The sequence below is a fragment of the Ohtaekwangia sp. genome, assembly GCF_036568665.1.
GTDB lineage: Bacteria > Bacteroidota > Bacteroidia > Cytophagales > Cyclobacteriaceae > Ohtaekwangia.
Genome location: NZ_DATCSD010000175.1, coordinates 1 through 19,938, shown reverse-complemented (window position 1 = coordinate 19,938; position 19,938 = coordinate 1). Strand labels below are relative to the sequence as shown.

The following is a 19,938-nucleotide window of genomic DNA, read 5'->3' as shown; positions in this document are numbered from 1 at the left end:
GTTTTGATATATACATTGAAAAAGTTTTCGGCAAATCCTTCCGGTGTTGTTCCCCATAACTTTTGTAGTATGGCATACGGCATAACAAAGTCGAATTGTAAAGACGAATTAGCCGGTACATCTTTAAAAACAGAAGTGATCGTCACCTCATGTGTGCCATCTACCTTTAGTGTTTTTCCTACAACATTGTTTGTGTTGAAGAGGAGTGAAGCCATCTTTTCAGAAACAGCGATCTGGTCTGGTCGCTTGAGCGGATGTTGATCGCCCTGAACGATGGAGAAATTAAAAACAGAGAACAGGTTTTCATTGGCATATATACCGTTGATATATACACACTCTTTATTATTCTCATCCGGTCTGAAACAAAGTACATGCGGCCAGCGTGATCCGGTGGAAGCAGAAACCATCATGTTTATTTCGGGAACAGAAGAAACATCCATCGATACGGAAGCTGCATCGTATGACTGTATATTTCCATCTGCATCCACGTGCGTTACTACCTGGAAGAGTTGATCGGTTTCATTATGAAAGGTGTCAAACGAAAACTCGAACGATACCCATAGCAGAACGAGGAACGCCCCGGCAAAACTTACCGACAAGCCGATAACATTGAACATGGAATGAACTGGCTGGCGGAAGAAATTACGCACAGCGATAATCAGCATATTTTTTATCATAGCAGCAGATATAGGAGATAGGTGTTGAGGATTTCGTTTATATATATTTCGCCAGCGAAAGAAGCGCAATACATTCCATACAAAAAGAATATCGGCTTTGAGCTTACTTTGCTGTACTGTGCGGTGGTATAGCTCATACACATCTCCCTGGATTTCTTCCAGCATATCATAACGGCAATACCATTTTAAGAAACGGTCGGCCCATCGGGGAGGAGATTGTTTCATATATATACCGGTGATGATGAAGGATTATTTTCTCACGACAGTTTAAACTGGAATGCAACCTTGGGGATCTGGTTGAATAGCTGGTTTCGCAGTTCGTTCGATTCTTCCAGCGAACGTTTACCTGCAGCGGTTAATAAAAATATTCTCTTTCTGCGCCCGCCTCGTTCATCGGTAGGATCACTCATCTTTGATTTTAAAAAACCTTTGTCCTCCAGTCGCGTCAAAACAGTGTGTACCGCGCTGATGTTGAGACTTCTGCCCGTTTGTTTTTCAATCTCATCCATTACTGCCACGGTATAGGCATCCGGGTAGAGAATGCCAACCGTTAATAGTATAAGTTCTTCCAGTTCACCTAAATACGTGCCTTTCATAAGTATATGCGTGTATTACTCCTACAAAGATGAATCTAATTTATATGTTTTATTTTTGTGGGACAAATAGTTGGTCGAATTTTTTTGTCTGAGGCGAGAAGGAGGGATGTGTGGATATAGATTGAATATGATCACTATTTTTACCGGGGGAAACTACAACGCATGCCTATACGGTAAAACCACTCCTCCCAATGAGATGATTCCTGATTTTATTTTGAAGGCGCTATAAAAAATATACCTCAGCAAGGAAGGGTTCCTGCTGAGGTATATATAGGTTGGTCGAAGAGATTATAGTGAGAAGTTAATACCTCCCAGCAGCATCATAAAAGTTACATCGCCGCTGTAGTATTCGCGGCTTTTCTTCGCGAGCAGGTTTCGCCCATTCACAAATACAGTTACGGATTTTACAGGCGTGTATGAAAGTTTTGCTTGCAGCAGCAGTTTGCTTTTAACGTGTTCCACACCTCGCACACCATCCTGGTATACGAGGTTATCCCGCTGATAGAATGTCTGCTTCGTGAACCAATATATATTGGCGTTCATATTGAACTTGCTGCTGATGTGGTAATTCGCATAAGCACCCCCATAAGCTTTAGGTGTGAACTTGTGATCTATGCTGGTGCCTTTACCGGAATTTATATTATTGGTTGCAGGATCGTTATTGTTGGAAGAAGAAGGTGAGGCATCAGCGGTGTTGAAGTAAGGCGAGTAATCGTGAAGTGTTGTTTTTTGTAATGTAACAAAAGGCTTTAGCTGTACTTTGTCAAAGATGGCGTTTAACGATACTGTTGCCCCGGTTTGTTGAACAGATAGTGGCAGGTTCATGATATGTAGTGATGTGCTGGCAACTATAGGATAATTCTGCGGTGTGGATTGTGTTTGTCCCTGAATTAACGAAGCATAATTTTCGGTACGCGTAGAGTATGCTTCAACATCCAGCGATATATTGCTTTTCAGCATGGCGCGATACCCTACTTCAAACATTGTGGAGTTCAATAAGTCCAGATTTTTATTGCCGGAAGTATTAACGGTAGAGTATAGATTCTGACCAATAGGTGCCGTTAAAGTATAGTTTAAATATGTATCAAAGATAAAGGGCGAACGATATGCCTTGGAGTATACTGCGCGCAATAAGTGCTTCTCTGTTAACTGGTAGCTGGCAGCAGCCTGGTATGACAGGAACCAGCGATCGGGATGCGTAAACCTGTCGGTGCGTGCGCCACCGGTAAGTCTCAGTTTTTCCTGTAGCATTTTATACTCGAGGCGCACGCTTCCGCCAAATGTCTCCATTTGCCTGCGTCCGTTCAATGCACCATTGCCGTTAGACCAGTACATGCGATCATCATAGACGGCACTGCGATAGGTCACTCCAGGCTTGATGGATAATGACTGTACAGTAAATTCATATTCTGATGTAGCGTCTATTACATTATATCTACACTTGGAACCTTCCATACCTGCCACCGGGTTCTGCGCTGCATGTGCATACGAAAGTTGTGTGTTGAGTTTATAGGTTCTGGCGCGCAGATCTATATATTTTGAATTGGTGATGGTAGTATTCATGTTTGTATAGAGGTTATCAAACATGATGTTCTGTACTTCCGAGTTTTGTAATCCTGCGGTAAGATTAAGATCAACATTATCGTTAGGAGTGTACTGCAGGTAAGAATTAAGACCATGCTTGATCATGGACTTGTCAGGATGCGGATATCGCTCCTGTGTATTAGTAAAGGGAAGCGCATCGGCTGAGTTTACCCACTGGTTAGTACTGTAATTTATATAGTAAGGATCGCGTCCCCTGGTTTGATAATTACCGGAGAACTGAACATTCATCTTGTTGTTAAAACGGTAACCGGCCGTAGCGTTGGTGATACCCGTATTCTTGATTCCATATTGTGCGTTAGCATGAATGTGTAAACCATCATCGGTAACATTCGCGGTAATAATATTGATAACACCGGATACAGCATTCGGCCCATAGAGTGTAGAGGAAGGGCCGCGGATCACTTCTATTTTTTCTACATCATTCAGATCGATCGGTAGTGATTCCCAGAATGTGCCACCTTGCAGGTAATTATATACCGGCCTGTTGTTGATCATTACCAGTGTTGTAGTGTTGGTAGAGGAGAGGATCATGGTGTTAGGTGGTATATTATCCAATCCACGAATATGTATATCATAATTACCATTGGATTGCTCGCGTACAATAACACCCGGAACCAATCGCAGTGCCTCCATTATAGTGGTGGCACCCGCATGGACTATTTCTTCTTTAGTCAACACAGAAGCGGACAAGGGAGCTTCGAATAAATTCTCTGCTTTTTTGGATGCAGAAATAATTTTAATGTTCATTATTTCCTCCAGGCTCATATTATACACCGAAGAGTCGCTTTCCTGGGCGTGCAATGTATTACAGGAGGCAGTGATTATACCGAGAAGTAAAACAAGTTGTCGGTACGTAAATCCTCTATGACTATAGATGGATGATAAAGTGATGGAGTAGAGTTTTCGCATGTGGTCGGGTATATAAATTATATGTATTCCTTATAAATCTGCAAAGAAAGCGAGACTATAGAAGTATTAGCGTCAGGTTTGACACGGAAGCGGACAACAATAATTGCTTAAAATGGTGACCGTATTTTTACGGAGTAAATGGCGTATAGCGCTTGGGTTAGTGATGATGTCGCTTGAGTGCCGGTAGCGATGGTAAATATGTATTGGCTATTGAATGCCTAAAAATGTAGGAGGAGGTAATCTATTTTATTACTGAAGAAGTAGAGGTGAAGTGTAACCTATATACTATATTGGGTTTTATTGCCAAACCATGACCCAAAGCTTTTCTACATTTAAGGATACCAAAATCACTATGAGATTCTTGATGGTTTACGTGGTATAGCGGCCATAATGGTTGTTATGTTTCATATTCTTGAAACCTTTTCGGGAGGTGATCACACCCAACAATTAATTAATCATGGCTACCTGGCGGTGGATTTCTTTTTTGTTTTATCAGGCTTTGTAATTGGCTATGCCTATGATGACCGATGGAATAAAATGACACTTGGTGATTTTTTTAAACGAAGACTTATTCGCCTTCATCCAATGATTATTATCGGAATGCTTATAGGGGCGATTATGTTTTACTTTCAGGATAGTGAATTTTTTCCGGGTATCAGTGAAGTACCTGTTGGCACCATGCTGCTCATCATGCTGATTGGGTTTACATTAATTCCGGTTCCTCCATCGATTACTCTCAAATGATCCGTCTCTACTTAGAATATCGATCATCGTTTAGTTCATATATTTCGAAACTCAAATGGCGTCATACCAGTTTTGACTTGAATAGCCTGGAGAAATATTGAGGATATTCAAAGCCCAATGAGAATGCCAGTTCACTTACGGATTTGTTTGATCTCAATAATAAATTTTTGGCTTCTTAATCAGGTAATAATGAATGCGGTCTTGCGCATTCCGGCAAGCATACATGGTGCGACCGTGTATCAAGTAATATTCTGATAGTATATATAAGTCTTTATGTACAGAGAACTGGCGGGGCACTTAAACAAAAAAGCCTGAAGTCTTTATAACTTCAGGCCATTTAATTTACTGTTAAGTATAGAGAAGGTAATAGAATTATACCTTAGCAGGCTGGTATATCAATCTTTCCGGCGGGAACGTAGCCTTTGTCGAAAATTTTCTTACGATGATTTAGCCCCCAAATTTTCAAAGCATTAATGATGGGGAACAACGTGTCAGCATAAGGTTCCATTTTATAACTGATCCGAACCGGATAGTCGTCTATGATCGTTCTCTTTAGCAGTTGATGTTCCTCAAGCTCTTTCAGTTCCTTCGTCAAAACCTTGGGTGTAATTCCAGGAATGCTCTCCTGTATGTCGGTAAATCTTTCATTGCCCATGGCGACAGAAATAATAATGGACAATTTCCATTTGCCATTGATCACATCAAGTGCATCTCGTACGGGTTTAACTGTACCAAGACAATCTGTTACTTTTTTAACCATACCGCTTCATTAAGGTTATTTCACTTTCCTTTGGGAAAGGACTATACAAAGGAAAGTATATTGGTTATAGCTTTGCAATGAAATATTAAAAAATATAAGTGAAGTGCCTTCGCTAACGTATTAACATATTGATTAGTGAGATTTGTAATATAGAAAGATCATCCTATAAGCTTCCGTTGTGAAGTAATATACGATGTAGATTATCGCTTTGTCTATTCCGACAAAGCGGTTGCTTGATTTTACCTTATGATTTTGTTTCAGAATGTTCGCAATGATTGCCATCATTGATGCAGGCAGTCTGTTGTTTTTCGCAGCAACGAAACTGCGACACTATAGGAGTGGAGCAGGAAGAAACAATTGAGATATGGGGGCGATGTCAGGTATATATACGAATTACATTTAATCAGTTAGTATTTGATATTTCAGCACGGTTCAATAATGAAGAACAAACACTATATAAATATGAAAAAAGTAATTTTGATTACAGGTTCCAGTACCGGCTTCGGTGCTTTGATGGTACGCACTTTTGCCAAAGAAGGCCACATGGTAATTGCTACCATGCGCAATGTAAAGAGTAAGAATGCTCAATTCGCAGAAGCGCTGGGTGCATTGCCGAATACTGAAGTTGTTGATTTGGATGTGACGGATGATGCTTCTGTTAAAAATGCGGTGAAAGCAGTATACGCGAAGCATGGAAAGATTGATGTTCTGATCAACAACGCTGGTATATATGGGGGTGGAGTACTGGAAGGATATACTTTGCCGCAAATACAAAAGCTGTTTGATGTGAACGTATGGGGAGTACTTCGCGTAAATAATGAGGTTCTGCCGCTTATGCGTGCTGCGAAAGATGGTCTGATCGTTACAGTCTCCAGCCAGGTTGGAAGAATTTCACTTCCATTACAAGCCGCCTATAACGCGAGTAAATTTGCATTGGAAGGGTTCATCGAAGGATCTCATACAGAGTTGATGGGGCAGGGAGTAGAATCCGTTCTGATTGAGCCGGGAGGTTTTATGACAGAGATTATAAGTAAGGCACACGTAAATGCCGACCGTGCCGGTATACATGAAGAATATGGAGCCAAGCTGGCGGAAATCCAGCAGCATATGCAGGAAGTTTTTACAAAGCTCTTCACAGAAGCGGCCCCTGATCCTCAACTTATTGCTGATGCAGCGCTTCGTCTTGTCAATACAGAAAAAGGTAAACGCCCGCTGCGTACGCCGGTTGATCCAAGCTCAAAAGGCATTGATGTTGAATATAACAACGTAACAGAGGAGATAAGAAAGCGATGGATAAGCGCATATGGTCTTGTCAAAATCTGAGATCTGATTCTGAGCTTTGCGAAACAGTATCTCTTGGTTTTCTTTTGACAGTTTTTTATGAACGATTCGTGATTCTAAAAGTGGGAGGAAGGGTTGCCGACTTTGTATAAATCAAGACGTGGTGTTTGATTTCCAAGGTGAGAAGTGAAATATATAGTAACTAACCCTTGCGGTGTATATAACTAAAGCAACAAAGTATATCTGTTGCTTTAGTTTGCAGACCGTAGGATAGCCAGTTCTAATCTTTTTTCTTTCAGAATTTAAAGATCGTTATGATTCATTTTTCAGAGCCGATGTATTCGCTTATCTGCTCTACAGTTGCCCTGGCAGAACGCCCTACACCAATTAACGTAGCGGAAGCAAAACCAGTCCAATTACCATATCCTACTAACCAGAGGCCATCAACTTGTTTCGACTTTGTACCATCGGTATCTGCTTTTCCATCATCATTTATTATACCCAGTGAAGCAAGGTGTTTAAGTGAGGGCTTGAATCCTGTACAGAAAATTATAGTATCAATTTTCTCTTCATGACCATCAGACCAAACAAGTGAATCTTCAGTGAACGAATCAAATGGCCTCAGGCTTTTATATACTCTTCTGCTTCTTGCTTCCTTTACGGATTCTACCATTACAATGTCGCCTAGTGAAGGAGGCTTATAGGCTTTACCGTTTTTCTGAGCTTCATACATTTGGGTAGCAGCATCAAATAGAAAACGCCCGTCAATATGATCCGGAAGAAATCTTGGTTCCTTCTGTGTAATCCATAATGTCCCTGTTACTCTTGATACTTCCGCTAATATCTGCGCACCCGAGTTACCCTCACCAACAATTGCTACACGCTTGCCTGTAAATGTTTCAGGAGTTTGATATTGATTGGAGTGCAGTACCTGACCTTTAAATATGTTTATACCAGAAATATCCGGGATATAGGGATTAGAGAACGACCCTGTTGCACTCACAACTGTTTTCGAAAAGAATGAGCCTTCCGATGTCTCAAGCGTAAATCCGTCTTCATGTTTATAGACATTAAAGACATCGACTGGTCTTTTTACAGGAAGACTATATTTCGTCTCATAGAACTTCAAATATTCGATCGTTACATCCCGCGTTGGATAATAATCACTTCCTCCGGTCATGATCATACCCGGTAACGAACTCCATTGAGCAGGAGAAAACAGTCGAAGAGACTTCCATGCATGCAGCCAGGCTCCGCCTGATTCATGCTGATTATCAAGAATAATATAAGATAGTCCTGAGCGCCTGAGATAATAGCCCATAGCAAGACCACTTTGTCCTCCGCCAATAACAATTACATCAAACTTGTTCTTCATCAACTAAGCAGTCTTTGTACTATATAATCGCCTCCTAAACCAGAAGGCGAGATTTACCAGCAAGATCAATGCAGGAACTTCAATAAGAGGGCCAGTCACTCCGGCAAAAGCCTGGCCTGAGTTTATTCCAAATACACCTACGGCAACGGCAATAGCCAATTCGAAGTTATTACCCGTAGCGGTAAATGATACCGAAGCGTTTTCTTCATAATTAGCGCCAAGCTTTTTGGATAAAACAAAACTTAGAATGAAAATAACAATAAAGTAAATCAACAATGGTATGGCTATCCGAATAATATCCAACGGAATTGCTACGATCATCTTGCCTTTAAAACTAAACATGATCACAATGGTAAAAAGAAGAGCCACTAATGTAAGAGGACTGATCTTCGGAATAATATGATTAATATACCATTCCTCGCTTCGTATCTTCATAAAGAAATAGCGCGTAAGAAATCCGGCAATAAACGGTACACCTAAATAAAGGAAAACACTTTTCGCAACGTCCGGCATACTTACGTTAACTATATATCCTTCTATTCCAAAATAGGATGGCAGTATGGTAATAAACAGCCACGCGAACATACTATAAAACAACACCTGAAATATACTATTCAAGGCCACAAGCCCTGCAGCATATTCCTTATCTCCTTTGGCCAGGTCGTTCCACACCAGCACCATGGCAATGCATCGGGCCAGCCCTATAAGAATCAACCCAACCATATACTCAGGCTTGTCGCGAAGAAAAACAATTGCCAGCACAAACATCAAGACTGGTCCAATAATCCAGTTAAGTATAAGCGATAGACTAATAACCTTTACGTTTCTAAAAACTTTCCCTAAATGCTCATACCGGACTTTGGCTAACGGTGGATACATCATTATGATAAGACCGATGGCTATCAGGATATTTGTGGTGCCTACTTGAAAGTTGGTCATAAATTCTTCCACCGGCAGAAAGTTTCCCAGGGCAACTCCAATAATCATTGCCAGAAAAATCCAGAGCGTAAGATACCGATCTAAAAACCCGAGTTGCTTTTGATTGCTCATGATTGACGTATTAGACTTTTACTTGTGAAAACGCGTAGAGTATCTCTCTTCCAATCTGGCGAACCCGTTCGGTATATTTGGCTGATTCCTGAGGAGTATCATCAAAATTTTTCGGGTCATCGTATGTAAGAGCGATTCTGGCTGTAGCCCCTAATACCAGGGGGCAGTTCTCATCTGCATGAGAACAAGTCATTACAGCAGCGAAATCTTTATTATGATTGAAAGGATCATCGTACTTCTTTGAGAAAGCTTTTATACCGGGTGCTTCCAATGTATACTTTACGTTATATATAGGATTGGTATCTTCGGCCGATTTTACAATTGCAAAGCCTGCCTCTTGCATCGCCTTTACAGCTCTTGGATTAAACGCTGTTGCTTCAGTTCCTCCGGAAAAACAGGATACATTCGGAACACTATAATAATAAGCTGCCGCTTGTGCCCATAGTTGAGAGAGGTGACTGCGCCTCGAATTATGTGTACAGATAAAATTCAAATATACCGGCTGCTTATTCTCAACGTTCTTTTGAATGAATTGAGTTAGCTCTTTTAGTATCTCTTTCCGCTCGGGGGGAATTTCATGAAACTCTCTTGTTAGTTCATTGACTGTGAATTGTAAAGCAGGAAGCAGTGTCACATTTTTTTCTGTTGACATAATCGGTATTTAGTTAATGTATTATTGTAATATTACGGTATGTTAAAACAAAAAAATTAGCAGCAGTTATTCTTCGGGACGAATTTGGAGAACATATTGATGAATATATCCTTTGCTTCATCCCACACCTTTTCGTCAATACAATAATTGACTTTCGGCCCTTCTACTTCACCTTTAATAATGCCTATATTTTTAAGTTCTTTAAGATGTTGATTAATGGTTGACTGAGATAAAGGAAGCACATCTACGAGATCATTACAGATACACGTCTGATTGCTTAACAAATGCTCTATGATGGCTACACGTGCCGGGTGATCGAATGCCTTTGCCAAATGGGCTATTCGATTCTGACGTTTCTTAAATAGTTCTGATTTTGTAATTCCCATATACCGTTATAACGCAATATTACGGTATTATGGATTAAAGTCAACTCAGATTTTTGCAAAATATTTGTAGCTGGGGAGAGTTGCCTTCTGCCTGGCGAATAAGAATCCAAGGCTCAAAGAGCTTAACGGTAATAAAAAAAACTACGGAGTATATCTGTTACTTTGGCATATATCTTATATTATAATATATATATATCTTTTACCTGTCATGGATTTTGTATACTAATAACAAAAACAGTTCTTCTAAAGGCGAATCATCGACCTACAATGTATACTTCATTAGAGTATATGCAATAGACGACTATACATATATATAGCGTAATAATGTTTGTCTGTGAAATGTATTTTTAGCACACAATACCATCTTCTTGATATACTGTGCATACTTCTGTTTGCAAATAAATATTCGCCTCTACGTTGCTGGAGTTTCTGGTTATAACGGATTGAGGGGTTCGAACACGCTTGATTTAGTCAATTTAAGAATCCTTGAAATTGATAGAATTTCGAAAGTGCAATGAACCGAACAGGATCGCCTCGAACAAAAAAAGCCTGAAATCTCAACGACTTCAGGCTTTTAACTTGAATGTAGCGCGGGGGGGAGTTGAACCCCCGACCTTTGGGTTATGAATCCAACGCTCTAACCACCTGAGCTACCGCGCCATTTTTAAATGGGAGCGCAAACTTACAAAGTTGATTCAATTTTTCAACTGTCGACTATAATTATTCCTGACGATTTTGATTTCGGCCTGGTTATCAAGGAAGAATAAATTTTGTCGACTCGACTTTATAAATCCAATAAATTGATGAGGCCAGAAGCTGGATTTCTGGGGAATATTCACATCATCTTATTTGGATTAAATCCAAATAACAATTAGTATTGCGCCTCTGATTTGGGGATTTTATGAGCCGCTTTGTACTTGCATTACTTCTGTTATTTGTTTCTTTCTGCACTTTTAGCCAGGTTTTAACACACGAAGATTCACTTTCTGCCGGCCTCATCCGGTCTAACAATGTAACGGTGATCTCGGGTTATGGACAAGCTAAGGTTCAGTATGATTTTAGAACCAAGACCGCTGTTGCTAACCTTACGCGTAACGTTCTGTTCCTCGGTCACAAATTCAACGACAAGATCTATTTCTTTTCAGAGATGGAGCTTGAGAATGCAAAAGTTACCAACGGCAATCCTTCTGGTGAGATCTCGATGGAACAGTTGTTCCTCAAGTTTAATATAAACCGCGACCTATATTTACAGGCGGGTCTCTTCATTCCACGTATCGGTATTATCAATGAAAACCATTTGCCAACAACCTTTAATGGTAATGATCGCACATTTGTAGAAACGCTTATCATTCCTTCTACATGGCGCGAGATTGGTGTAGGGGTATATGGTAATTTACGTTCTATACCCGGACTCAATTATTCTTTCGCCGTAGTAAACGGGTTGAATTCCAGCACATTTGTAAATGGCTCAGGTATAGCAGAAGGCAAACAGGAGGGAAGCAATGCCACCGCTTCTAACCTCGCTGTTACCGGTGCACTTCTATATTATCTTAAGAACTGGCGTCTGCAGGCTTCAGCTTATTATGGCGGGAGTGCGGGACTCATTAAACGTGTTGCTGATAGTCTTCAGTTAAAATCGGGTCCGTTCGGTACACCAGTATCCTTAGTGGAAGCAAACGCTCAATATCACAACAACGGTATTTCATTCCGCGCATTGGCTACCATGGTAAGAATCCCGGATGCTTTTGCTATTAACCGTGCTTATGCTAACAACACACCGAGTACTATGGTGGGCTACTATGCAGAGCTTGGTTATGATATATACCGACTTTTTCAAACAAGAACTACCAAGACTTTTGTAGTATTTGCCCGCGAAGAATTTTTGGATTTGAACTATAGAATTCCGGTTAACGGAATCAAAGATGGTATCAACGTGAAACACTATACCGTACTCGGATTTACGTTCAGACCGGTGAGTGGTGTAGTGGTAAAAGCTGACTATGTATTGCGCAGAACTGACGAGCGGAATGAAGATCTGATCGTTACTCCTTTTCCCCAACAACTGCCATACTATACTTCCAACGGTTTCTTCAATCTCGGTATAGGCTATAGCTTCTAAACGTATATGAAAACAAGAAGGGAATTTTTAAAAGATACATGCACAGCCTGTCTCGGTACAGCCTTTCTGGGCTTCACATTTTCCCAGTTAACATCGTGTTCTTCTCTTCCTATCTATAAAACAAATCTGTCGCAGAAAGCAGTGAGTGTACCGGCTGCCAATTTTGCCGAATCAAACCTCGTGATCGTGCGCGATTTGCAAGTTCCGTTTGATATACTGCTGGTGAAGAAGTCGGATACAGAATACAATGCGATATATATGAAGTGCTCACACCAGGAGAATCCGGTAACAGCTACGAAGACGGGTTTATATTGCTCTTCGCATGGCAGTACATTCGATCTGGATGGTAATGTTACCAAAGAACCAGCACTCACACCTCTCAAGAAATTCAAGACTCAAATTCAGGATAATCAGATAATCATAGACCTAAACTCATAATTGTTATGAAAGTTTTTTACAGAAAATCTATGCTCGCGCTTGGCATGATGGGAGCGTTAGCAGCCTGCAGCGATGATAATGATGGCGGATCGTCAGTGAATGAAACGTTGAACTCGGAAGTAATTGTTGATTTCTCTTCGAATATTGTACAGACTACCTATACTGATCTCGCTGGCAGAACAAGCACTCTTTACGACCAGGTATTAGCGCTTGAGACAGATGGCGCTACCGATAACGAATTGGAAGCTTGCCGCACAACGTGGAAGTCGGCACGTCAGGCATGGGAACAATCAGAAGCGTTTCTGTTTGGTCCTGTATCGACAGACAACATCGATCCACGTATCGATACATGGCCGGTAAACTTTACGGATCTGGATGCTCAGTTGAACAGCGATGCTGAATTTAACGAAGCCTATATCAACAACCTGGAAGACGCGTTGAAGGGTTTTCACCCGATCGAGTATCTGATCTTTGGTGAAGATGGCGACAAGACTGCAAAAGAACTTTCAGCGAGAGACATCGAATACCTGAAAGCACTTGCTTTGAATCTTAAAACATTGACCTCTGATCTGCAAGCGTCATGGGCCGGTACATCGTCCGGTAGCTACTACGTTGCTTTCACTACAGCAGGTAGCGGCAGCACGGTATATCCTACACAATTGTCTGCGTATGAAGAATTGGTGAATGCGATGATCGGCATCTGCGATGAAGTTGCTAATGGCAAGATTGCAGAAGTATACGAAGCAAAGAATCCTTCATTGGAAGAATCTCCTTTTGCTAAAAACTCGATCACCGATTTTACAAACAACATTACCGGTGTACAAAATGTATACCTCGGCAAATATACTGCTGATGGAAAAGGTCTGGAAGATTTGGTACGTGCGTACAATCTTCAATTGGACAGTGATCTTAAACTGAAGATTACCGCAGCGATTACTTCACTGAATAACGTAACCGTGCCTTTTGGTGATGCGATTACTTCACAGCCTGTACAGATCGAGAACGCGATGACAGCGATCAATGATCTGAAAACTATCCTGGAAGATCAGCTTCTTCCATTTGTACAACAGCATACAAAATAATTTATAGCGATACAGCGCGTTTAGCATGCGAAGCAGCAGGATTATCATACAGTTGACAGTGGCAGTAGGAGCGATAATCTCCATCTATTCGTGCGTAGAACCGGATGCCTCAAGCGAAACCAATTATAGCGAATGGTTATCCGGTGGATCGCAGACTATATTTGATAAGGGAGCCGGAGCATTCAGCACGGCTTTTCCTAACCTGACCTCTGCACGGGAGTCTGTTCACGAAGTAGGCGATGTTGCCTTTGAACAGACTTTCGTCAGTGCTCCGGCTCCGATCAATCCGGGGTTGGGGCCTATATTTAATAATGTATCGTGCACATCGTGTCACATCAATGATGGAAGAGGTAAACCACCAGTGGATGGCGAGCAGATCTCTTCGTTGCTGATACGCGTAAGTGTTCCGGGTACGGATGTTCATGGTGGACCGAATCCTGCTCCTGGTTTCGGAGGACAACTTCAACAGCGTGCTATATTTGGAGTGTCGCCTGAAGCGTTGGTGAAGATTACCTATACCGAGCAGCAATACTCTTTTGCTGACGGACAGACGTATTCTCTCAGAACACCAACCTATACATTGGAGAATCCCTATATTTCGTTGCCTGCCGATCTGATGTTATCACCTCGCATTGCTCCGCCTGTTTTTGGTCTTGGTTTACTGGAAGCAGTAGATGAAACCGATATACTTGCCCTGGCTGATGAAAGCGATGTGAATGATGACGGCATCTCGGGCAAACCGAACTATACCTGGAACATAGTAGAAGGTAAAAAGACGCTGGGAAGATTTGGATGGAAGGCAGCAAACCCGTCTATCTTGCAGCAATCAGCTGGTGCGTATAATGAAGATATAGGTATAACAAGCTTTGTGTTTCCGAAAGAAAGCTCTTACGGACAAGTACAATACGATGGTCGTGATGATGAATACGAAGTTTCAGATAGTATACTGTATGCCGTTGCCTTTTACATTCGCACACTTGCAGTGCCGGCCCGCAGAGATGCAGACAAGGCTGCTGTGCTGCAGGGTAAGCAAATATTTACACAAGCTAAATGTGCTACCTGCCACGTACCGCGCCTGCGTACAAAAGTAGATGTAGCCTTCCCGGAAATATCCAACCAGGTAATTTTTCCCTATACCGATATGCTGGTGCATGATATGGGAACCGGTCTTGCCGATAACCGTCCTGACTATGACGCTAACGGACAGGAGTGGCGTACGGCACCGTTGTGGGGAATTGGTTTAACAAAAGTTGTTAATGGTCATCAGAACTTTTTGCACGATGGTCGTGCCCGGACATTGATGGAAGCCATACTCTGGCATGGTGGTGAAGCAGAACAGTCCAAAGAATATGTTCGCACCCTTTCAAGCTCCGATCGCGATGCTTTGATCAAATTCCTGGAATCACTTTAAGATTTTAAGTTCAGGTTCAAAGGTTAAGGTGAGAGACACCTGTTAGACTTCCTGCTTGGTATACTCTATTCTCAACGTGAAGCTATATTGCGTAGCACACAGCTGTTCATAAACAAAAAGCGCAAGCATTGCTGCCTGCGCCTAAAATCATTTTAACCCAAATAAAAATGATGTTTTACTGGGGCAAAGTTGCGCATATAGCCCAACCGTGGCAATCAATTAACTACGCATCCCAGTGTGGTATATACACGTGAAATGATGTCCGTAATTTTACTGATATGTTGAGCTTGTATCATTCGTGTTACTTTTTCTTGCTCTTTAATTTAACTGTATTAACGATCGCGTCAAGCAATCCATCTTTCTCCGTATCCAGTGATAATTCCCAGAACATGATACCATCAAGTTTATGATCGATAGCATAGGCCGTTTTCAGTGCCAGCGATTGTTTGTCATCGAATGTAACGAATAATTGTTGTTGCGCATTATATATATAGGGAGCTTTGGCTACGTCATCCCAATACTTTACAAAACCTTTTTGTTCGGATAATTCCTGATCAAAGTTTTTAAAGTCTATACCTGCTTTGAATTTTCCGGACTGATAAAGACCGTTGTTCGTAGCGGCTACACCTTCCCACATTCTTCCGTAAAAGGCCCCGCCAATGACGAGTTTGTTCGAAGGTATACCGAGCTTGATCAAATACTGTACGGCATTATCTGTTGACTCATGAAGTTGTGATGTAGAATATAGCGCGGTGTGGTGACCTGTTACTGTTGCATAACCGTTTACCAGGTCGTAGGTCATCAGGTTTACACGATCTACTTCTTTCATAACCTCTTTCCACTCAATAGATTCTTCCAGGAATTTCTGAAAGCCACCGGCAGCAAAGCTTACTTCATATTTATTGCCCAGCGTTTTTCGCAGATCGCGCACCAGTGCTGTAAAGTTCTGTTTATCTTCTGGTATATATTGATGTTCCGGATATCCTTCAATAGCCGGATATTCCCAGTCGAGATCTATACCATCGGATTTGAAATACTGATTCAGTTGTAACACAGACTGGGCAAATTCTTTTCTGCCTTTATCGGTAGAGAATACACCGGAACACGGAGCGCATCCGCCCCAACCGCCCAGCGACAGAATTACTTTGAGCGAAGGATTGCGTTTTTTGAGCGCCACCAATTTTTGAATAGTAGTAGAATCCCTTCGGCTATCCACCGAAAGTTTATTACCCTTTAAGTGACAAAAGCTGAAAATGATATGCGATAATTTTTCCGCAGGTAATTTATCTACCTGCTCAGGGCCGGCAGAGTAATACGCGATCACATGAAATTTACCTGGCTGTGCTTGTAAGCAGAAAGACAGCAGGAGGAGAGGCAAAATAAAACGATACATAATGCAGGGTTAGTGTTTTTATATACTAAAGTTGATAAAGTTACTACACAGCATCGCTTTCCTTTTGATGAAAGGATAATTTTACTGACGTTACCCTGAATGTGTTGTGTGTACTTATAGTTGAGAGAAGAATTATCAGGGAATGAATATTAGACAAAGGAACATTGCTTAACGAATATTGAAGTATAAAGTCCCGAAAGCATTTTCTACTGACAATTAACGGTTAACGGAAATTTGAAGATCGAACAAGGACATAGATCAACGAATGATGAAGGTGTATACCGACTTTTAACATTCTGCTTTAAGCTTAAGACTTTCTTCCCAATTTTCCGTCCGTGTGAATTTTATCTATGTGCATTTGCTCCTGATAGCTATCGGGATGCATGAAAGAAAAAGAGAATTGCCTACTCTGGATTTTCATCTACCTTTGGTCTTTAAACTTTACGTGCTTGAACTACTTATCTGCTGAATCGATCGCTAAAACCTTCAATGACCGTTGGCTCTTCAAAGATGTAACACTGGGTATATCGCAAGGGGAGAAATTTGCCTTTGTCGGAAACAATGGTGTTGGAAAATCTACTTTGCTAAAAATACTGACGGGTGAAATTCAACCGGATGGCGGTAAAGTGAGTATGCGTCAGGGGCTTCGCCTGGGATATTTAACACAGCAACCTGTTGTAGAGGAATCACTCACGGTAAAAGATATTCTCTTCAGTGACTCAAACGAGATTGCCAAAGTAGTAAAGGAGTATGAAGATTGCATTCATCATCCGGATACTTCGCCCGAACGCATGCAGGCTGTGCTCGAAAAGATGGAGGAACTCAAGGCGTGGGACTATGAAGCAAAAGTACATGAGGTAATTGAAAAGCTTGGCGTACCGGACTTTGATAAACGCTTCGGGGCTTTATCGGGCGGACAAAAGAAGCGCATTTTCCTTGCGCAATTGTTATTGCAGGAACCTGATCTGATCATCATGGATGAGCCTACCAACCACCTGGATCTCACTGCGATCGAGTGGCTGGAGAATTACTTGTCGGGTGCCAACATCACGTTGATCATGGTAACCCACGATCGCTACTTCCTCGATAATGTAGCAACTGAAATCATAGAACTTGATCGTGGACAACTATACCGCTATAAAGGTAACTATGCTTACTTCCTCGAGAAGAAAGAGCAACGTGAAGAGATATTGAAAGCGGAAGTATCGAAAGCCAAGAATCTTTTGAGAAAGGAACTGGAGTGGATGCGCAAGCAGCCCAAGGCCCGCGGCACAAAAGCTAAATATCGCATCGAGGCATTTTATGATCTGCAGGAGAAGGCTTCACAGGATTTAAGTAAAGAAAAGCTTGAACTTGATATTAAAGAGGCAAGACAAGGCGGAAAGATTCTGGAGGTAGAACATATATCGAAGAGCTATGGTGCTTTGCCGATCGTGAAAGACTTCTCGTATGTATTTAAGAAGAATGATCGTATCGGTGTAGTAGGGAAGAACGGTGTGGGTAAATCGACATTTCTCGATATGCTTACCGGTAAACTTAAACCAGATTCGGGTGAGATAAATCCCGGAGTAACAACGAAGTACGGATACTTTACACAGGAAGCTATTACACTCAATCCAAATAACCGTTTGATTGAGGAAGTGAAATCCATTGCCGAGTTCATCACATTGTCGGATGGTTCACAGGTATCAGCTTCTAAATTTCTGGATTCATTTCTGTTTCCGCCAGACAAGCAGTATAACTATATAAATAAACTCAGCGGAGGAGAGAAGAAGCGACTTCAATTGCTAAAGTTACTGGTAACCAATCCTAACTTCCTCATACTCGATGAGCCTACTAACGATTTTGATATCGATACACTGAACGTGCTGGAAGATTTCCTCGACAAGTTCAGCGGATGTTTGTTGCTCGTATCGCATGATCGTTACTTCATGGATCACCTCGTTAATCAGCTTTTTGTATTTGAAGGTGATGGCTTTATACGATTGTTCAATGGTAATTACTCCGACTATCGCGATTGGTTGGAAGAGCAGGAAGCGATGAAGGCAGTACCTCCTGCTAAAAAATCGGAACCCGTAGTTCAACAAAAAGCGGCACCTGAAAAAAAGAAAGCTTCCTTTAAAGAGAAGCAGGAGTATGAAAAATTGCAGAGTGAAATCGAATCGCTGGAGAAACAGAAAGAAGAATTATCGCAGTTGATCAATTCCGGAAGTACCGATCATAAACAATTGCAGGAGTGGGGCAATAAAATCCAAGCCATTGCAAATGAGATCGATACAAAGACACTTCGATGGCTTGAACTGTCGGAGATCGTCAATTAAGCGCAGTTCGGCATTACCAATCAAAAAAGATTCTTTAAACTTTGGGTAATAAAATTTTGCCGTTGATATAATTTGCAGAAGAAATCGATTGAATAATATATTTTTGGAGAAATCTTTAACCAATCATGAATCTCAATACAGAAGCTGAGAAGAAGAACACGTACGATGCCATAGTGGTAGGCACGGGTATCAGTGGAGGATGGGCAGCGAAGGAGCTCACCGAAAAAGGATTAAAAACATTGGTGCTGGAACGCGGACGGATGGTGAAGCATCCTGATTATCCGACAGCTACTAAAGATCCTTGGGATTTACCGTATGCTGGGAAAGCAACACAGGAAGATTTGAAACAACAGGCTGTACAAGCCAGAACAGGATATACCATTCGCCAGGATAGCAAGCACTGGTTTGTAAACGATCTTGAGAATCCATACACCGAAGTAAATCGCTTCGACTGGATGCGTGGTTATCACGTAGGTGGTCGCTCCATTATGTGGGGACGACAAAGCTATCGCTGGAGCCCGATGGATTTTGAGTCCAATGCAAAAGATGGTATGGGTGTAGATTGGCCGATCCGTTATAACGACCTGGCTCCATGGTATGACTACGTAGAATCCTATATAGGTGTAAGTGGAAATAAAGACGGACTCCCGCAGCTTCCGGATGGTAAGTTCTTGCCTCCGATGGAATTGAACTGCGTGGAGCTTGATCTGAAAGATAAAGTATCTTCCAAGTTTGGAGGTCGTGCGTTGACTATCGGTCGTACTGCGCATGCAACAGCACCGCTGCCACACAGTCCTCAGCGCGGTACTTGTCAATTCAGAAATCTTTGTATCAGAGGATGTCCTTATGGTGGATACTTCAGCAGTGTATCTTCTACGTTGCCTGCGGCAGAAAAAACAGGTAACATGACGCTGCGTCCTAACTCTATAGTATATGAATTAATATACGATGATAAGCTTGGTAAAGCTACCGGTGTAAAAGTACTGGATGGCGAAACTGGTGAACAGGTAGAGTTCTATGCGAAAGTTATATTCCTCTGTGCTTCAACATTTGGTTCTGCCTTTATTATGTTGAACTCGATCTCCAGCCGTTTCCCGAATGGTTTTGGGAATGACAGCGGAGAGCTTGGTCGTAACATC

Annotated in this window: 17 protein-coding genes and 1 tRNA gene; 8 read left to right on the top strand and 10 right to left on the bottom strand. The window is 41.7% G+C overall.

Going from position 1 to position 19,938, the window contains the following annotated elements; genetic code table 11:
• The 3 genes from VIN08_RS10185 to VIN08_RS10175 all read right to left on the bottom strand — a co-directional run.
• The coding region (locus tag VIN08_RS10185) for a permease prefix domain 2-containing transporter (RefSeq protein WP_331964066.1) at window positions 1-902 on the bottom strand (902 nt) is incomplete at its 3' end.
• A 32-nt stretch (window positions 903-934) separates the two neighbouring features.
• Window positions 935-1,273 carry a PadR family transcriptional regulator gene (locus VIN08_RS10180; protein ID WP_331964063.1) on the bottom strand — a complete coding sequence of 113 codons (339 nt, stop codon included), beginning with the start codon at window positions 1,271-1,273 and terminating at the stop codon, window positions 935-937.
• Window positions 1,274-1,561: 288 nt separating this feature from the next.
• On the bottom strand, window positions 1,562-3,787 hold the full coding sequence (locus VIN08_RS10175) for a TonB-dependent receptor plug domain-containing protein (protein WP_331964060.1): 2,226 nt from the start codon (window positions 3,785-3,787) through the stop codon (window positions 1,562-1,564).
• Window positions 3,788-4,144: 357 nt separating this feature from the next.
• On the opposite strand from VIN08_RS10175, the gene VIN08_RS10170 reads away from it, so the two are divergent.
• Window positions 4,145-4,531: an acyltransferase gene (locus VIN08_RS10170; protein ID WP_331964069.1), complete on the top strand. Its 387-nt coding sequence runs from the start codon at window positions 4,145-4,147 to the stop codon at window positions 4,529-4,531.
• Between the two features lie 379 nt (window positions 4,532-4,910).
• On the opposite strand, the gene VIN08_RS10165 is transcribed toward VIN08_RS10170, so the two are convergent.
• A complete protein-coding gene (locus VIN08_RS10165; RefSeq protein WP_331964057.1) occupies window positions 4,911-5,291 on the bottom strand; it encodes a helix-turn-helix domain-containing protein in 381 nt (126 codons plus the stop codon).
• A 462-nt stretch (window positions 5,292-5,753) separates the two neighbouring features.
• Between VIN08_RS10165 and VIN08_RS10160 the strand changes: the two genes are divergently transcribed.
• The gene (locus VIN08_RS10160) at window positions 5,754-6,614 is read left to right on the top strand and encodes an SDR family oxidoreductase (protein WP_331964055.1); all 861 of its coding nucleotides are present in this window, start codon (window positions 5,754-5,756) and stop codon (window positions 6,612-6,614) included.
• 277 nt (window positions 6,615-6,891) lie between these two features.
• Here VIN08_RS10160 and VIN08_RS10155 read toward each other — a convergent pair whose 3' ends face one another.
• The 5 genes from VIN08_RS10155 to VIN08_RS10135 form a co-directional block, all read right to left on the bottom strand.
• Window positions 6,892-7,947 (bottom strand): ArsO family NAD(P)H-dependent flavin-containing monooxygenase, encoded by a 1,056-nt coding sequence (locus VIN08_RS10155; protein WP_331964053.1) that lies wholly within the window; start codon window positions 7,945-7,947, stop codon window positions 6,892-6,894.
• A 3-nt stretch (window positions 7,948-7,950) separates the two neighbouring features.
• Complete coding sequence (arsB, locus tag VIN08_RS10150) at window positions 7,951-8,997, bottom strand: ACR3 family arsenite efflux transporter (protein ID WP_331964052.1); 1,047 nt, start codon at window positions 8,995-8,997, stop codon at window positions 7,951-7,953.
• A 10-nt stretch (window positions 8,998-9,007) separates the two neighbouring features.
• On the bottom strand, window positions 9,008-9,649 hold the full coding sequence (locus VIN08_RS10145) for a protein-tyrosine-phosphatase (RefSeq protein ID WP_331964050.1): 642 nt from the start codon (window positions 9,647-9,649) through the stop codon (window positions 9,008-9,010).
• A gap of 56 nt (window positions 9,650-9,705) precedes the next feature.
• On the bottom strand, window positions 9,706-10,035 hold the full coding sequence (locus VIN08_RS10140; RefSeq protein ID WP_331964047.1) for a metalloregulator ArsR/SmtB family transcription factor: 330 nt from the start codon (window positions 10,033-10,035) through the stop codon (window positions 9,706-9,708).
• Between the two features lie 586 nt (window positions 10,036-10,621).
• Window positions 10,622-10,695 (bottom strand) — tRNA-Met (locus VIN08_RS10135).
• A gap of 241 nt (window positions 10,696-10,936) precedes the next feature.
• On the opposite strand from VIN08_RS10135, the gene VIN08_RS10130 reads away from it, so the two are divergent.
• The 4 genes from VIN08_RS10130 to VIN08_RS10115 are packed head-to-tail and all read left to right on the top strand — an operon-like array spanning window position 10,937 to window position 15,085.
• Entirely contained in the window at window positions 10,937-12,154 is a 1,218-nt protein-coding gene (locus tag VIN08_RS10130) for a hypothetical protein (protein WP_331964044.1), read from the top strand.
• Between the two features lie 6 nt (window positions 12,155-12,160).
• Complete coding sequence (locus VIN08_RS10125) at window positions 12,161-12,592, top strand: Rieske (2Fe-2S) protein (RefSeq protein ID WP_331964041.1); 432 nt, start codon at window positions 12,161-12,163, stop codon at window positions 12,590-12,592.
• A 5-nt stretch (window positions 12,593-12,597) separates the two neighbouring features.
• A complete protein-coding gene (locus tag VIN08_RS10120; protein WP_331964038.1) occupies window positions 12,598-13,674 on the top strand; it encodes an imelysin family protein in 1,077 nt (358 codons plus the stop codon).
• A gap of 25 nt (window positions 13,675-13,699) precedes the next feature.
• Window positions 13,700-15,085 (top strand): di-heme oxidoredictase family protein, encoded by a 1,386-nt coding sequence (locus VIN08_RS10115; protein ID WP_331964035.1) that lies wholly within the window; start codon window positions 13,700-13,702, stop codon window positions 15,083-15,085.
• Window positions 15,086-15,386: 301 nt separating this feature from the next.
• Here the strand turns inward: VIN08_RS10115 and VIN08_RS10110 are convergent, their stop codons facing one another.
• Complete coding sequence (locus VIN08_RS10110) at window positions 15,387-16,478, bottom strand: glycoside hydrolase family 18 protein (protein ID WP_331964032.1); 1,092 nt, start codon at window positions 16,476-16,478, stop codon at window positions 15,387-15,389.
• Between the two features lie 449 nt (window positions 16,479-16,927).
• On the opposite strand from VIN08_RS10110, the gene VIN08_RS10105 reads away from it, so the two are divergent.
• Window positions 16,928-18,799: an ABC-F family ATP-binding cassette domain-containing protein gene (locus tag VIN08_RS10105; RefSeq protein WP_331964029.1), complete on the top strand. Its 1,872-nt coding sequence runs from the start codon at window positions 16,928-16,930 to the stop codon at window positions 18,797-18,799.
• A 125-nt stretch (window positions 18,800-18,924) separates the two neighbouring features.
• On the top strand, window positions 18,925-19,938 hold a 1,014-nt coding region (locus tag VIN08_RS10100), incomplete at its 3' end, for a GMC family oxidoreductase (RefSeq protein WP_331964027.1).

Bases quoted from the DNA above. Each gene is read 5' to 3' on its own strand.
- VIN08_RS10180 (WP_331964063.1), bottom strand. From the start codon at position 1,273: ATGAAAGGCACGTATTTAGGTGAACTGGAAGAACTTATACTATTAACG.
- VIN08_RS10175 (WP_331964060.1), bottom strand. From the start codon at position 3,787: ATGCGAAAACTCTACTCCATCACTTTATCATCCATCTATAGTCATAGA.
- VIN08_RS10165 (WP_331964057.1), bottom strand. From the start codon at position 5,291: ATGGTTAAAAAAGTAACAGATTGTCTTGGTACAGTTAAACCCGTACGA.
- VIN08_RS10160 (WP_331964055.1), top strand. From the start codon at position 5,754: ATGAAAAAAGTAATTTTGATTACAGGTTCCAGTACCGGCTTCGGTGCT.
- VIN08_RS10155 (WP_331964053.1), bottom strand. From the start codon at position 7,947: ATGAAGAACAAGTTTGATGTAATTGTTATTGGCGGAGGACAAAGTGGT.
- arsB (WP_331964052.1), bottom strand. From the start codon at position 8,997: ATGAGCAATCAAAAGCAACTCGGGTTTTTAGATCGGTATCTTACGCTC.
- VIN08_RS10145 (WP_331964050.1), bottom strand. From the start codon at position 9,649: ATGTCAACAGAAAAAAATGTGACACTGCTTCCTGCTTTACAATTCACA.
- VIN08_RS10140 (WP_331964047.1), bottom strand. From the start codon at position 10,035: ATGGGAATTACAAAATCAGAACTATTTAAGAAACGTCAGAATCGAATA.
- VIN08_RS10130 (WP_331964044.1), top strand. From the start codon at position 10,937: ATGAGCCGCTTTGTACTTGCATTACTTCTGTTATTTGTTTCTTTCTGC.
- VIN08_RS10125 (WP_331964041.1), top strand. From the start codon at position 12,161: ATGAAAACAAGAAGGGAATTTTTAAAAGATACATGCACAGCCTGTCTC.
- VIN08_RS10120 (WP_331964038.1), top strand. From the start codon at position 12,598: ATGAAAGTTTTTTACAGAAAATCTATGCTCGCGCTTGGCATGATGGGA.
- VIN08_RS10115 (WP_331964035.1), top strand. From the start codon at position 13,700: ATGCGAAGCAGCAGGATTATCATACAGTTGACAGTGGCAGTAGGAGCG.
- VIN08_RS10110 (WP_331964032.1), bottom strand. From the start codon at position 16,478: ATGTATCGTTTTATTTTGCCTCTCCTCCTGCTGTCTTTCTGCTTACAA.